General features: G+C 68.2%; 11 protein-coding genes. 10 read left to right on the forward strand and 1 reads right to left on the reverse strand.

The annotated features are described in order from the left end of the window. From gap to rpe, 5 genes are all read left to right on the forward strand, one after another. A complete protein-coding gene (gap, locus tag EV216_RS07185; protein WP_132694378.1) occupies positions 1-1,002 on the forward strand; it encodes a type I glyceraldehyde-3-phosphate dehydrogenase in 1,002 nt (333 codons plus the stop codon). Beyond that, positions 1,002-2,210, forward strand: a complete 1,209-nt coding sequence (locus tag EV216_RS07190) for a phosphoglycerate kinase (protein ID WP_132694379.1) — start codon at positions 1,002-1,004, stop codon at positions 2,208-2,210. Before gap ends, EV216_RS07190 begins: the two co-directional genes overlap by 1 nt. 12 nt (positions 2,211-2,222) lie before the next feature. Further along, positions 2,223-3,287, forward strand: coding sequence for a class II fructose-bisphosphate aldolase (gene fba / locus EV216_RS07195; protein ID WP_132694380.1), 1,065 nt, complete (start codon positions 2,223-2,225; stop codon positions 3,285-3,287). 82 nt (positions 3,288-3,369) lie between these two features. Next, positions 3,370-4,761, forward strand: coding sequence for a ribulose-bisphosphate carboxylase (locus EV216_RS07200; protein WP_132694381.1), 1,392 nt, complete (start codon positions 3,370-3,372; stop codon positions 4,759-4,761). A 57-nt stretch (positions 4,762-4,818) separates the two neighbouring features. Further along, a complete protein-coding gene (rpe, locus tag EV216_RS07205; protein WP_132694382.1) occupies positions 4,819-5,514 on the forward strand; it encodes a ribulose-phosphate 3-epimerase in 696 nt (231 codons plus the stop codon). A 35-nt stretch (positions 5,515-5,549) separates the two neighbouring features. On the opposite strand, the gene EV216_RS07210 is transcribed toward rpe, so the two are convergent. Next, positions 5,550-7,019, reverse strand: a complete 1,470-nt coding sequence (locus EV216_RS07210) for a leucyl aminopeptidase (protein WP_132694383.1) — start codon at positions 7,017-7,019, stop codon at positions 5,550-5,552. A gap of 129 nt (positions 7,020-7,148) precedes the next feature. Here EV216_RS07210 and lptF point away from each other — a divergent pair, with 129 nt between their 5' ends. The 5 genes from lptF to pdxA are packed head-to-tail and all read left to right on the forward strand — an operon-like array spanning position 7,149 to position 13,771. Beyond that, positions 7,149-8,273, forward strand: a complete 1,125-nt coding sequence (gene lptF / locus EV216_RS07215) for an LPS export ABC transporter permease LptF (RefSeq protein ID WP_132694384.1) — start codon at positions 7,149-7,151, stop codon at positions 8,271-8,273. After that, positions 8,270-9,370, forward strand: a complete 1,101-nt coding sequence (lptG, locus tag EV216_RS07220) for an LPS export ABC transporter permease LptG (RefSeq protein WP_132694385.1) — start codon at positions 8,270-8,272, stop codon at positions 9,368-9,370. The genes lptF and lptG overlap by 4 nt, the downstream gene beginning before the upstream one ends. Further along, positions 9,370-11,544 carry an LPS-assembly protein LptD gene (locus tag EV216_RS07225; protein WP_132694386.1) on the forward strand — a complete coding sequence of 725 codons (2,175 nt, stop codon included), beginning with the start codon at positions 9,370-9,372 and terminating at the stop codon, positions 11,542-11,544. The genes lptG and EV216_RS07225 overlap by 1 nt, the downstream gene beginning before the upstream one ends. Positions 11,545-11,570: 26 nt before the next feature. Then, on the forward strand, positions 11,571-12,791 hold the full coding sequence (locus EV216_RS07230) for a peptidylprolyl isomerase (protein ID WP_132694387.1): 1,221 nt from the start codon (positions 11,571-11,573) through the stop codon (positions 12,789-12,791). Beyond that, complete coding sequence (gene pdxA, locus EV216_RS07235; protein ID WP_132694388.1) at positions 12,788-13,771, forward strand: 4-hydroxythreonine-4-phosphate dehydrogenase PdxA; 984 nt, start codon at positions 12,788-12,790, stop codon at positions 13,769-13,771. Before EV216_RS07230 ends, pdxA begins: the two co-directional genes overlap by 4 nt. The last annotated feature ends 31 nt before the right edge of the window (positions 13,772-13,802 follow it).

A 13,802-nucleotide genomic window follows, 5' to 3' on the forward strand; every position in this document is an offset into this window, starting at 1 on the left:
ATGACTGTGAAGGTTGCTATCAACGGCTTCGGCCGGATCGGCCGCAACGTGCTGCGCGCCATCGTGGAATCGGGTCGCACCGATATCGAGGTGGTCGCGATCAACGATCTCGGCCCGGTCGAGACCAATGCCCACCTGATGCGCTATGACAGCGTGCATGGCCGGTTCCCCGGCACCGTGACGGTGAATGGCGACACCATCGACGTGGGCCGCGGCCCGATCAAGGTGACGGCGATCCGCGACCCCAAGGACCTGCCCTGGGGCGATGTCGATATCGCGATGGAATGCACCGGCATCTTCACCGCGCGCGACAAGGCGGCGTTCCACCTGGAGAACGGCTCCAAGCGCGTTCTGGTCTCGGCGCCCGCCGATGGCGCGGACAAGACCATCGTCTATGGCGTGAACCATGACGTTCTGACCGCCGCCGATACGGTCGTGTCGAACGCGTCCTGCACCACGAACTGCCTGAGCCCGGTGGCCAAGGCGCTGAATGACGCCATCGGCATCAATCGCGGCTTCATGACCACGATCCACTCCTATACGGGCGACCAGCCGACGCTGGACACGATGCACAAGGATCTCTACCGCGCCCGCGCCGCGGCGATGAGCATGATCCCGACCTCGACCGGCGCGGCCAAGGCCGTGGGTCTGGTGCTGCCCGAACTGAAGGGCAAGCTGGATGGCGTGGCGATCCGGGTGCCGACGCCGAACGTCTCGGTCGTGGACCTGGTGTTCGAGGCCAGCCGCGCGACCAGCGTGGAGGAGGTCAATGCCGCGATCAAGGCCGCGGCCGATGGCCCGATGAAGGGGATCCTGGGCTACACCACCGAGTCGCTGGTCAGCATGGATTTCAACCATGATCCGCATTCCTCGGTCTTCCACATGGACCAGACCAAGGTGATGGACGGGACCATGGTCCGCATCCTGACCTGGTATGACAACGAATGGGGCTTCTCCAACCGCATGGCGGATACCGCCGTGGCGATGGGGGCGCTGATCTGATGGCGTTCACGCCCCTGACATCGCTGGATGTTGCGGGCAGGCGCCTGGCGGTGCGGGCCGATCTGAACGTGCCGCTGACGCGGGACGGGGTGGGCGATGCCACGCGCATCGCTCGCTTTGCCCGCGGGATGAAACCGCTGCTGGAGCAGGGCGCGCGGCTGATCGTGCTGACCCATCTGGGCCGGCCGAATGGCGAATTGACCCCCGCGCTGACGACCGAACGGCTGGTGCCCGCGCTGGCCGAGGCGCTGGGCCGGAAGGTGATGTTCAACGACACCTGCGTCGGTCCCATCGTGGAACGGCGGGGCGAGGCCTTGCGACCGGGCGAGGTTCTGCTGTGCGAGAACCTGCGCTTCGAGCGGGGCGAGGAACAGAACGATGCCCGACTGGGCGCGGGACTGGCGCGGCTGGGCGACATCTATGTGAACGACGCCTTTTCCTGCTGTCACCGGGCGCATGCCTCGACCACGGCGGCGGTTCTGGCGGCCGAGCGGGTGGCGGTGGGGCCGCTGTTCCTTGAGGAACTCTCGGCGCTCGAAGGGGCGCTGGCCGATCCGCAACCGCCCTCGGTCGCGCTGATCGGCGGCGGATCGGTCGCGCCCCGGCTGGGGCTGCTGAAACGGCTGGTGCCGCGGATCAACACGATCCTTCTGGGCGGGGGGATCGCCAACGCGTTCCTGTTCGCGCGCGGCTATTCCATCGGGCGGTCATTCATCGAGCCCGAATATGCCGAGGACGTGCTGGAGATCGCGGCGCTGGCCGAGGTGGCGGGCTGCCGGATCGTGACGCCCGACGATTTCGTGGTGGCGGGGTTCCAGCGGGTGGGGATCAATTCCTACCCGGTGCCGCTGGGCGGCGTGCGGGCGAACCGGCGCATCCTGGATATCGGGCCGAACACCATCGCGCGCTATCAGGACATCCTGCGGGATGCGCGCACGATCCTGTGGAACGGCCCCATGGGCACCTACGAGACGCCGCCCTTCGATGCGGGCACGCGGGCGCTGGCCCAGAGCGTCGCGGAACTGACGCGCGCTGGTCTGGCGGTGTCGGTTGCGGGCGGCGGCGACACGCTGGTCGCGCTGAACCGCACCGGGGTCGCGCATGACTTCACCCATGTCTCCACCGCCGGTGGGGCCTTTCTCGAATGGCTGGAGGGCCGGACGATGCCCGGCCTCGACGCCCTTGAACGCAAAGCAGATGCAGCCTGACGGAGGACTTTGATGGCACTGATTACCCTGCGGCAATTGCTGGACCACGCGGCCGAACATGGCTACGGCGTGCCCGCCTTCAACATCAACAACATGGAACAGGGCATCGCGATCATGGAGGCCGCCAAGGCCGTTGACGCGCCCGTCATCATCCAGGCCTCGCGCGGGGCGCGGAACTACGCCAACGACATCATGCTGGCCAAGATGATCGAGGCGCTGTCGATGATCTATCCCGACATCCCGCTCTGCATGCATCAGGATCATGGCAACAACGAAGCCACCTGCATGTCGGCGATCAAGCATGGCTTCACGTCCGTCATGATGGACGGCTCGCTGGAGGCCGATGCCAAGACGCCCGCGAGCTATGACTACAACGTGGACATCACCGAGCGCGTCGCGACCATGGCGCATTGGGTCGGTGCCTCGGTCGAGGGCGAGTTGGGGGTTCTGGGGTCGCTGGAAACCGGCGAATCCGAGGCCGAGGACGGCCATGGCGCGGAAGGAAAGCTGGATCACAGCCAGTTGCTGACCGATCCCGATCAGGCGGTGGATTTCGTCAAGAAGACCAAGGTCGATGCGCTGGCGATCGCCTGCGGCACCAGCCACGGCGCCTACAAGTTCTCGCGCAAGCCCGATGGCGAGATCCTCGCGATGAGCGTGATCGAGGCGATCCACAAGAAGCTGCCCGATACCCATCTGGTGATGCACGGCTCGTCGTCGGTGCCGCAGGAATTGCAGGACATCATCAACGCCTATGGCGGCGGCATGCCCCAGACCTTTGGCGTGCCGGTCGAGGAGATCGTGCGCGGCATCAGGATGGGCGTGCGCAAGGTCAATATCGACACCGATTGCCGGATGGCGATGACCGGCCAGTTCCGCAAGATCGCGCAGGAGAACCCCAAGGAATTCGACCCGCGCAAGTTCCTGAAACCCGCGATGGACGCCATGCGCGACCTGTGCAAGCTGCGGCTCGAAGCCTTTGGCACCGCCGGGAATGCCAGCAAGATCAAGGTGATCCCGATGGACGACATGGCCAAACGCTATGCCTCGGGCAGCCTTGATCCCAAGACCAACTGAGACAAGCGGCGCCCGGCCCCGGAAACGGCCGGGCGCCCGTCACGGAAACGCGCGCAACCGGACACCCTCGGGGAGGACCCAAATGGACCAATCGAACCGCTACGCGCGCCTCGATCTTGACGAGAAAGACCTGATCGTGGGCGGCCGCCATGTGCTGTGCGCCTATATCATGAAGCCGAAAGAGGGCTTTGGCGACTACCTGTCGGTCGCCGCCCATTTCGCCGCCGAAAGCTCGACCGGCACCAATGTCGAGGTCTGCACCACCGACGAGTTCACCAAGGGCGTGGATGCGCTGGTCTACGAGATCGACCCGGCGCGCGAGCTGATGAAGATCGCCTATCCGGTGGAGCTGTTCGACCGCAACATCATCGACGGGCGGGCGATGCTGTGCTCGTTCCTGACGCTGACGATCGGCAACAACCAGGGCATGGGCGATGTCGAATACGCCAAGATGCACGATTTCTATGTGCCGCCCGCCTATCTGCGCCTGTTCGACGGCCCGGCGATGAACATCGCCGACATGTGGCGCGTTCTGGGCCGCAGCGTCACCGATGGCGGCATGGTGGTCGGCACCATCATCAAGCCCAAGCTGGGCCTGCGCCCGCAGCCCTTTGCCGATGCCTGCTACGAATTCTGGCTGGGCGGCGATTTCATCAAGAATGACGAGCCGCAGGGCAACCAGGTGTTCGCGCCGCTGAAAGAGACGATCCGGCTGGTGTCGGATGCGATGAAGCGCGCGCAGGACGAAACCGGCGAGGCCAAGCTGTTCTCGGCCAACATCACCGCCGACGACCCGTTCGAGATGATCGCGCGGGGCGAATACATCCTTGAGACCTTTGGCGAAAATGCCGATCACGTCGCCTTCCTGGTGGATGGCTATGTCACCGGCCCGGCCGCGATCACCACCTGCCGCCGCCAGTTCCCGCGCCAGTTCCTGCATTACCACCGCGCGGGGCATGGCGCCGTCACCTCGCCCCAGTCGATGCGCGGCTATACCGCCTTCGTGCTGTCCAAGATGTCCCGCCTGCAAGGCGCGAGCGGAATCCATACCGGCACGATGGGCTTCGGCAAGATGGAGGGCGAGGCCGCCGACAAGGCCATGGCCTTCATGCTGGAACGCGACAACGCAGAGGGCCCCTATTACCCGCAGGAATGGCTGGGGATGAAGGCGACCACGCCGATCATCTCGGGCGGGATGAACGCGCTGCGGCTGCCGGGCTTCTTCGACAACCTAGGTCATTCCAACATCATCCAGACCTCGGGCGGCGGCGCCTTCGGGCATCTGGATGGCGGCACGGCGGGGGCGAAATCGCTGCGCCAGGCGCATGATGCGTGGAAATCGGGCGTCGATCTGGTGGAGTATGCGCGCGAGCACCGCGAACTGGCGCGCGCCTTCGAGAGCTTCCAGAACGATGCCGACCGGTTCTATCCGGGCTGGCGCCAGAAGCTGGGCGTCATCGCCGCGGCCGAGTAAATCCCCGCGCGGCGTCTTCGGGCGCCGCGCTCAAACCCCATCGGGAGGAAACGCAAGATGTTCGACCGTTCCATCAAGATCGCGCCGTCGATCCTGTCCGCCGATTTCGCGAATTTCGGGGCCGAGATCCAGGCGATCGAGGCACAGGGCGCCGACTGGGTGCATGTCGACGTGATGGACGGGCATTTCGTCCCGAACCTGACCTTCGGCCCGCCCGCGGTCAAGGCGTTCCGCAAGCATGTCAAGACCTTCATGGACGTGCATCTGATGATCGCGCCGGTGGACCCCTATATCGAGGCCTATGCCGAGGCGGGCGCCGACATGATCTCTGCCCATGTCGAGGCGGGGCCCCATATCCACCGCACGTTGCAGGCGATCCGCGCGCAGGGCGTGAAGGCGGGCGTCGTGCTGAACCCCGGCACGCCCGCAGAGGCGGTGGCGGATGTGCTGGACATGGTGGACATGGTGCTGGTGATGACGGTGAACCCCGGCTTCGGCGGGCAGAAATTCATCCATTCCGGCGTGGAAAAGACCCGCAAGATCCGCGCGATGATCGGCGACCGCCCGATCCATATCCAGATCGACGGCGGCGTGACGCCGGACACCGCGCCGCTGGTCGCGGCGGCGGGGGCGGATTGCCTTGTGGCGGGGTCTGCGGTGTTCTCGGGCGGATCGGTCGACAATCCCGAGGTTTACGGCGCCAATATCCGGGCGATAAGGGCCGCGGCCGAGGCGGCGCTGAAAGCGGCCTGAGGGACAGCGGGGGCGCCAGCGCCCCCGCGGCCGGCCTAGCCTTCGAAGCGGTCGGCCACCAGCCGGTCGAGCGCCAGCACACCCCAGCCCGTCGGCCCCTTGGGGGCCAGCGGCGTTTCCTCGGGGGTGCGGGCGACACCGGCGATGTCGAGATGGATCCAGGGCGTTTCGGGCTTGACGAAACGGTGCAGGAACTGCGCCGCGGTGACCGCGCCCGCGGTCCGGCCGCCGCTGTTCTTGATGTCGGCGATCTGCGACTTGATGAGCTTGTCATAGGCCTCGCCCAGCGGCATGCGCCAGGCGCCCTCGCCCTCGGTCGCGGCGGCCTTGAGGAAATCGGCGCAGAAGGCGTCGTCATTCGAGAAGACGCCCGCGTTCGCGTGACCCAGCCCGACGATGATGGCCCCGGTCAGCGTGGCCAGATCGACCATGGCGGCGGGCTGGAACCGGTCCTGCGCGTACCAGAGCACATCGGCCAGCACCATGCGGCCCTCGGCATCGGTATTGATGACCTCGATCGTGTCACCCTTCATGCTGCGCACGATGTCGCCGGGGCGCTGGGCGCGGCCGTCGGGCATGTTCTCGACCAGACCCACAAGGCCCACGACGTTGGCCTTGGCCTTGCGCAGCGCCAGCGTGCGCATCACGCCCGCCACGACGCCCGCGCCGCCCATGTCCATGGTCATCTCTTCCATGCCCTGCGCGGGCTTGATCGAGATGCCGCCGGTGTCGAACACCACGCCCTTGCCGATCAGCGCGAGCGGTGCGGCGTCCTTCGCCCCGCCGTTCCAGCGCATCACGACGACCTTGGAGGGGCTTTCGGACCCCTGCCCCACGGCCAGCAGCGCGCGCATGCCGAGCGTCTTCAGGTCGTCCTCTTCGAGGATCTCGACATCCAGCCCCAGTTCCTGCATCGCGGCCAGCCGCGCGGCGAAATCGTCGGTGGTCAGGATGTTGGCGGGTTCGTTGACCAGATCGCGGGTGAAGAACACGCCCTCGGCGCGGGCGGCCATGGGACCGGCCTCGGCGGCGACGGCCTCCGGTTTGGCGACCATCACCTTGACCTTGCCGGGCAGGGTCTTGTCGCCGGTCCTGTGGTCGGTGAACTCATAGGCGCGCAGCGCGAAGCCGAAGGCGATATCGGCCGCGCGCGGATGCGCCCCGGCCAGCATCAGCACATCGGCCGCGCCCTGCCGCCGGGCCAGCGCGGCGCCTGCGCGGCGCGCGCAGTCCGGCGCGGGGCGCTTGTCGAGCCGCACGACATCCACCGCCTCGGCGGCGAGCCCTGCGGGCCAGCCGAGCGTCGCGGCCTCGGCCGGTTTCAGCCTGGAAAACGCCTCACTCGCCACGAAGCGTTCCAGCGCGCCCTTCATCAGGCGGTTGAGCCGACGGGCGGCGGGGTCGAGCTTGCCATCGGCGTCCAGGAAGACCGCGATCCGGCCCGATGCCGTGGCGATGGCTTCGAGATCGGTTTCGGCGAAGGTGATCGCGACGGGCGTGGTCATGGCGGGCTCCCTGTTTTCCTGTACCGGGCCTTACCTAGCCCCCTGCCCCGCACTTGACCAGATAGCAGTTTCCGGCCCTGCCCGATTGGTCTAACGTCCCTTCCGATCCGTGACGCCCCAGGGGAAGATGTGCCCAGATTCGACCGATACCTGCTTGCGCAGCTGACCGTTCTTTTCGGCTTCTTCGCGCTTGTGCTGGTCTCGGTCTACTGGGTGAACCGGGGCGTGTCGCTGTTCGAGCAACTGATCGGCGACGGCCAGTCGGCGCTGGTCTTCCTGGAATTCGCGGCGCTGACCCTGCCCAACGTCATCCGGCTGGTGCTGCCGGTGGCGGCCTTTGCGGGCACGGTCTATGTGGTCAACCGCATGACCTCGGAAAGCGAGCTGGTGGTGATGCAGGCGCTGGGATGCAGCCCCTGGCGGCTGGCGCGGCCGGTGATGCTGTTCGGGCTGGCGGTGGCGCTGCCGATGGCGGTGCTGACCCATGTTCTGGTGCCCGCCAGCCGCGCCCAGCTGGACGACCGGCGCGACGAGATCTCGCGCGATGTGGCGGCGCAGTTCCTGAGCGCGGGCCAGTTCCTGCACCCGGGCCGCGGCATCACCTTCTATATCCGCGATATTTCCGACCGGGGGGAGCTTTTCGACATCTACCTGTCGGATGCCCGCAGCGAGGGGACGCGGGTGACCTATACCGCCCGGCGTGCCTTGCTGGTCGAGGGCGAGACCGGACCGAAACTGGTGATGTTCGAGGGGATGGCGCAATCCTTCCGGACCGGCGACCGGCGGCTGGCGGTGACGAGCTTCGAGGATTTTGCCTATGATATCGGGGCGCTGATCGACAGCGCGCGGCTGCGTCCGCCCCGGCTCGAGACCCTGCCCACGCGCGCGCTGTTATGGCCGAGCGACGAGATGATCGCGGCGACCGGAAAGACGCGGGCGGTGTTTCTGGTCGAGGGGCATGAGCGCACCGCGCAGCCGCTGCTGGCGCTGGCGGGGGCGCTGATCGGCTATGGCGCGCTGCTGCTGGGCGGGTTCAGCCGGTTCGGGCTGGGCCGTCAGGTGCTGCTGGCGATCGTGCTGCTGATCGGGGTGAACCTTCTGGGCAACGCGGCGGCCGATCTGGCCCGGCGCGAGGCCGCGCTGTGGCCGGTGACCTATCTGCCGCCGCTGGCGGGGGCCGCGATGGGGGCGGCGCTGATCGCGTTCTCGGCGCGGCGGCGACGGGTTCCGGCGGGGATTGCGGGGCAGGCATGACGCTGCATTTCTACTTCGCGCGCAAGTTCACGCTGCTGGTCTTCGGCCTGTTCGGGATCTTCGCCGCGATCCTGGTGCTGTTCGACATGGTCGATCAGATCAGGCGGTTCGAGATCGGCAGCATCGGCTTTCGCGAGGCGCTGCATTTGTCGGCGCTGAAGGTACCTGCGGATCTCTACACGATCCTGCCGCTGGTCGTGGTGCTGGCGACGGTGGCGCTGTTCCTGGGGCTTGCGCGGACCTCGGAACTGGTGATCACGCGGGCCTCGGGGCGGTCGGCGCTGCGCGCGCTGGTCGCGCCGGTGATGGCCGCGCTGGTGCTGGGCGGGATCGCGGTGGCGATCATGAACCCGATCGTGGCGGCCACGTCCAAGCAGTACCGGCTGGTCACTGACCGCTACAAGACCGGTGAGACCAGCGTGCTGTCGGTCAGTTCCGAGGGGCTGTGGCTGCGCGAGGGCAGCGACGAGGGCCAGATCCTGATCCGCGCGGCGCGCACCAATCCCGAGGGCACGCGGTTCTTCGACGTGACCTTCCTGGCCTTTGGCCAGGACGGCCAGCCCGCCTGGCGGATCGAGGCGGCAGAGGCCGTGCTGGGGGTCGGAAGCTGGGAGATGCGGGAGGCCAAGCGCTGGAGTTTCGACGCGGAAACGCCCAATCCGGAACTGGCCGCGATCGAGCAGCCGCTTCTGTCGCTGCCCTCGGACCTGACCAGCCAGCGCATCCGCGACGGCTTTGCCCGGCCGTCGGCGATCGCGATCTGGGACCTGCCCGAATTCATCGCCGGGCTGGAACGGGCGGGCTTTTCGGCGCGGCCGCACCGGGTCTGGTTGCAGATGGAGCTGGCGCAGCCGCTCTTGCTGGCGGCGATGGTGCTGCTGGCGGCAGGCTTCACCATGCGCCACACGCGGTTCGGGCGCACCGGGCTGATGGCGATGCTGGCGCTGGGGCTGGGTCTTGGGCTTTTCTTCCTGCGCAATTTCGCGCAAGTCTTGGGCGAAACCGGGCAGATCCCCATAGCCCTTGCCGCCTGGAGCCCGCCGGTCGCGGGCATCCTGTTCTCGCTGGGGGTTCTGCTGCACCTGGAGGATGGCTGATGCGGCGCGCTCCTGCTCCCCTTGCGGCCCTGGCCGCGGCGCTGGTCGCCGCGGGCACGCTGCTGCCGGGGGCGGCACCGGCCCAGACCGGCCGCCCGGCCGCGAGCGCGCCCGCCGACCTGCCCGCCATGCTGATCGCGGACCGGGTCAGCGTGGGGGAATTGCGCCAGCTTGTCGCCGAGGGCAATGTCGAGGTGCTGCACGGCCAGACGCGGCTGCGCGCCACGCGCATCGTCTATGACCGCGAGGGCGACCGGCTGAGCATCGAGGGGCCGATCCTGCTGACCACGGGCGTGGACACGGTGCTGGTGGCCGACAGCGCCGCGTTGTCGGCGGATCTGTCCGAGGGCATCCTGCGGTCGGCCCGGATGGTGCTGGACCGCCAGTTGCAGATCGCGGCGGCCGATATCCAGCGCGTCTCGGGGCGCTACACGATGCTGGACCGGACCGTGGCCTCGACCTGCCGGGTCTGTTCGGACTCCGAGGTGCCGCTATGGCAGATCCGCGCCCGGCGGGTCGTGCATGACGAGCAGGAGCGCCAGCTGCAATTCGATGATGCGCGGTTCGAGGTGCTGGGCGTGCCGGTCTTCTACCTGCCGCGCCTGCGGGTGCCCGACCCGTCGGTGGAGCGTGCCACGGGCTTTCTGACGCCGGGGCTCCGGGTGACCGACCAGTTGGGCACCGGGGTGAAGCTGCCCTATTTCCTGACGCTGGGCGATCACCAGGATCTGCTGATCACGCCCTATGTCTCGACCAGCCAGACGCGCACGCTGGAACTGCGCTACCGCCGCGCCTTTCGCAACGGGGCGTTCGAGGCCGAGGGCGCGATCTCGCGCGATGACCTGCGGCCGGGCGAGACGCGCTATTACCTGTTTGCCGGGGGCGGGTTCGACCTGCCGCGCGACTTCCGGCTGGACTTCAATATCGAGGGGGTGTCCGATCCCGCCTATCTGCTGGATTACGACTATTCCGACAAGGACCGGCTGGACAGCGCGCTGGCGCTGACCCGGGCGCGGCGGGACGAGCTGATCGCCGCCGACCTGATCTATTTCCAGACGCTGCGCGAATCCGAGAGCAACCAGACGATCCCGTTCCTGGTGGGCGATCTGAGCTATACCCGACGGATCGCGCCGCCGGTGATCGGCGGGATTGCCGGGTTCACGCTTGCCGCCCATGGCCATCAGCGCCGGTCAAGCGATCCTGTGGACGGCCTCGATCTGGCACGGTTTTCGGCTGGTCTGGACTGGCGGCGCGACTGGGTGTTGGGCAATGGTGTGATGCTGGGCGCGCTGGGGGCGCTGGACATCGACCATTACCGCATCGGGGACGATCTGAATTTCGAGGGCAGCCGCACCCGGACCACGCCCGCGGCGTCGGTGGAATTGCGCTGGCCGCTGGTCAAGGCGGGGGCGGGCGGCGCGACCCATGTGCTGGAACCCGTCGCGCAACTGGTCTGGAGCCGCGAGGACAAGGACGGCGTGCCCAACGAGGACAGCGTGCTGGTCGAGTTCGACGAGGCGAACCTGTTCTCGCTGACGCGCTTTGCGGGCGAGGATCTGCGCGAGGCGGGGCTGAGGGCCAATCTGGGGCTGGGCTGGACACGCTATGACCCGGCGGGCTGGTCGCTGGCGCTGATGGTGGGGCGGATCTGGCGCGAGGACGACCTGGGCCAGTTCGCGCCCGGCTCGGGGCTGGACGGGATGCGGTCGGACTGGCTGGCGGCGTTCACGCTGGACCTGCCCGGCAATCTGAGCCTGTCGAACCGGGCGGTCTTTGATGATGGGTTCGACTTTACCCGCAACGATCTGAGGGTGACGTGGGATGGCGAGCGGGTGGAACTGGCGTCAAGCCTGCTATGGGCCGAGGCGAACCCGGCCGAGAACCGCCCGGACGACCGGTCGGAATGGGTGATGGATGCCGCCTACCGGTTCCGCGACAACTGGATCGGCAAGACCGACTGGCGCTACGATTTCGTCGCCGACCGCGCCGCAAGGGCCGGTATCGGTCTGGAATACCGCAACGAATGCGTGGCGGTCGATCTTTCCCTCTCGCGTCGGTTCACCTCGTCGACTAGTGTAGATCCGAGCACGGATTTCGGCGTCACCGTGTCGCTGGCAGGGTTTGGCGCGCGCGGAGACGGGGCGGGCCTTGCGCGGCGTTGTGCAAGGTTCTGAGAGCAGGAAGAAGACGGAGGGACGGAATGATCCGACGGATGGGCCTGGCGGTTGCGGCCGCGCTGGCGCTGATGGGCGCCGGGATCGCCTCCGCGCAGCAGGGCGGGTCCTTCGCGCCCCGGATGATCGTCAATGACCGGGCGATCACCAATTTCGAGGTCGAGCAGCGCATCCGCTTCCTGCGGCTCCTGGGCAACCCGCCGCAGATCGAGAAGCTCGCCATGGACGGGTTGATCGACGACCGGCTGCGCATGGCCGAGGCAAAGAGGCTGGGCGTGAGCGTCAGCCCCGAGCAGCTTCAGGCGGGCATGGAGGAATTCGCCTCGCGCGCCAACCTGGACGCCGAGCAGTTCATCGCCGCCATCGCGCAGGGCGGGGTCGAGGCCGAGACCTTCCGCGACTTCGTCGAGTCCGGGATCGCCTGGCGCGAGGTGGTGCGCGCCCGTTTCGGACCGCGCGCGCAGGTCACCGAGGCCGAGATCGACCGGGCGCTGGCGATCACCTCGCCGCGGGCGGCGGCGGCCGGCGTGCAGGTGCTGCTGTCGGAGATCGTGCTGCGCGCCGACACGCCGGAATTCCGCGCCGAGGCCGAGCGGCTGGTGCGCGAGTTGCGCGCCTCGATCCGCAACGAGGCCGATTTCGCCGCCGCCGCGCGGCAATATTCGGTGTCGCGCTCGCGCGGGGAAGGCGGGCGGATGGGCTGGCTGCCGCTGGGCAACCTGCCGCCCGCGCTGGCCGGTCAGGTGCTGACGCTGCGGCCGGGCCAGGTGTCGGAACCGATCGAGCTGGAAAACGCCATCGCGCTGTTCCAGCTGCGCGCGCTGCGCGAAGGCGGCGCGGCCACGCCCGAGGCGGTGTCGGTGGAATATGCCCGCTTCCTGATCCCCGGCGGCTCGCTGGCCGATGCGATGCGCGTGAGCGCCCGGGTGGATACCTGCGACGATCTTTACGGTGTCGCCAAGGGCCTGCCCGAGGACAGGCTGCTGCGCGAGGTGCTGCCGGTGGCGCAGGTGCCGCAGAATGTCGCGATGGAACTGGCGCGGCTGGACGAGGGCGAGGTGTCCTATGGCCTTTCGACGCCGCAAATGGCGGTGGTGCTGATGCTCTGCGCGCGCACGCCCGATCTGGGCGATGGCGAGGTCGACCGCGAGGCGGTGCGCCGCCAGCTCGTCAACCAGCGGCTGGGCGGTTACGCCGAAAGCTACCTTGCCGAGCTGAAGGCCGACGCGATCATCCGCGAACCATGACCGACCGCCCCATCGCGCTAAGCTGCGGCGAGCCCGCGGGCATCGGCCCCGAGATCGCCGCCAAGGCGTGGCGCGCGCTGGGGGCAAGGCTGCCCTTCTTCTGGATCGGCGATCCCGCCCATCTGCCCGAGGGCACGCCGCATGCCGAGATCCACGCCCCCGAGGAGGCGCTGCATGTCTCGGCCCGCGCGCTGCCGGTGCTGCGCCTGCCCTTCCCCGCCCCGGCCACGCCCGGCCGCCCCGCGCCCGAGAATGCGGCCTGCGTGATCGAGGCCATCGCGCGGGGCGTTTCGCTGGTGCAGGCGGGCCATGCCGCCGCGATCTGCACCGCGCCGATCAGCAAGCAGGCGCTGAAGGAGGGGGCGGGCTTTGCCCATCCCGGCCATACCGAATACCTGGCCCATCTGGCGGGGGTGGAGCGGGTGGTGATGATGCTGGCCTGCGCGGCCCTGCGCGTCGTGCCGGTGACGATCCACATCCCGCTGTCGGAGGTGCCCGCGGCGCTGGGGGCGCGGCTGCTGGAGGACACGATCCGCATCACCCATGCCGCGCTGATCCGCGATTTCGGGATCGAGGCGCCGCGGCTCGCGGTCGCGGGGCTGAACCCGCATGCGGGCGAAGGCGGCACCATGGGACGCGCCGAGATCGACCTGATCGCCCCGGTGCTGGACCGGCTGCGGGCCGAGGGGATCGCGCTGACCGGCCCCCTGCCCGCCGACACGATGTTCCACGAGGCCGCGCGGCGGCGTTACGATACGGCCATCTGCATGTATCACGACCAGGCGCTGATCCCGATCAAGACGCTGGATTTCGCGGGCGGGGTGAATGTCACGCTGGGCCTGCCCTTCATCCGCACCTCGCCCGATCACGGCACGGCCTTCGACATCGCGGGCCAGGACCGGGCCGATCCCTCCAGCCTGATCGCGGCACTGGAGATGGCCAGCCGGATGGCGCGGGCGCGTGCCGCATGCTCGCGGTGATTGTATCGGCCGCGGCGGGACGGTATTTCCG

Source organism: Rhodovulum steppense, assembly GCF_004339675.1.
GTDB lineage: Bacteria > Pseudomonadota > Alphaproteobacteria > Rhodobacterales > Rhodobacteraceae > Rhodovulum > Rhodovulum steppense.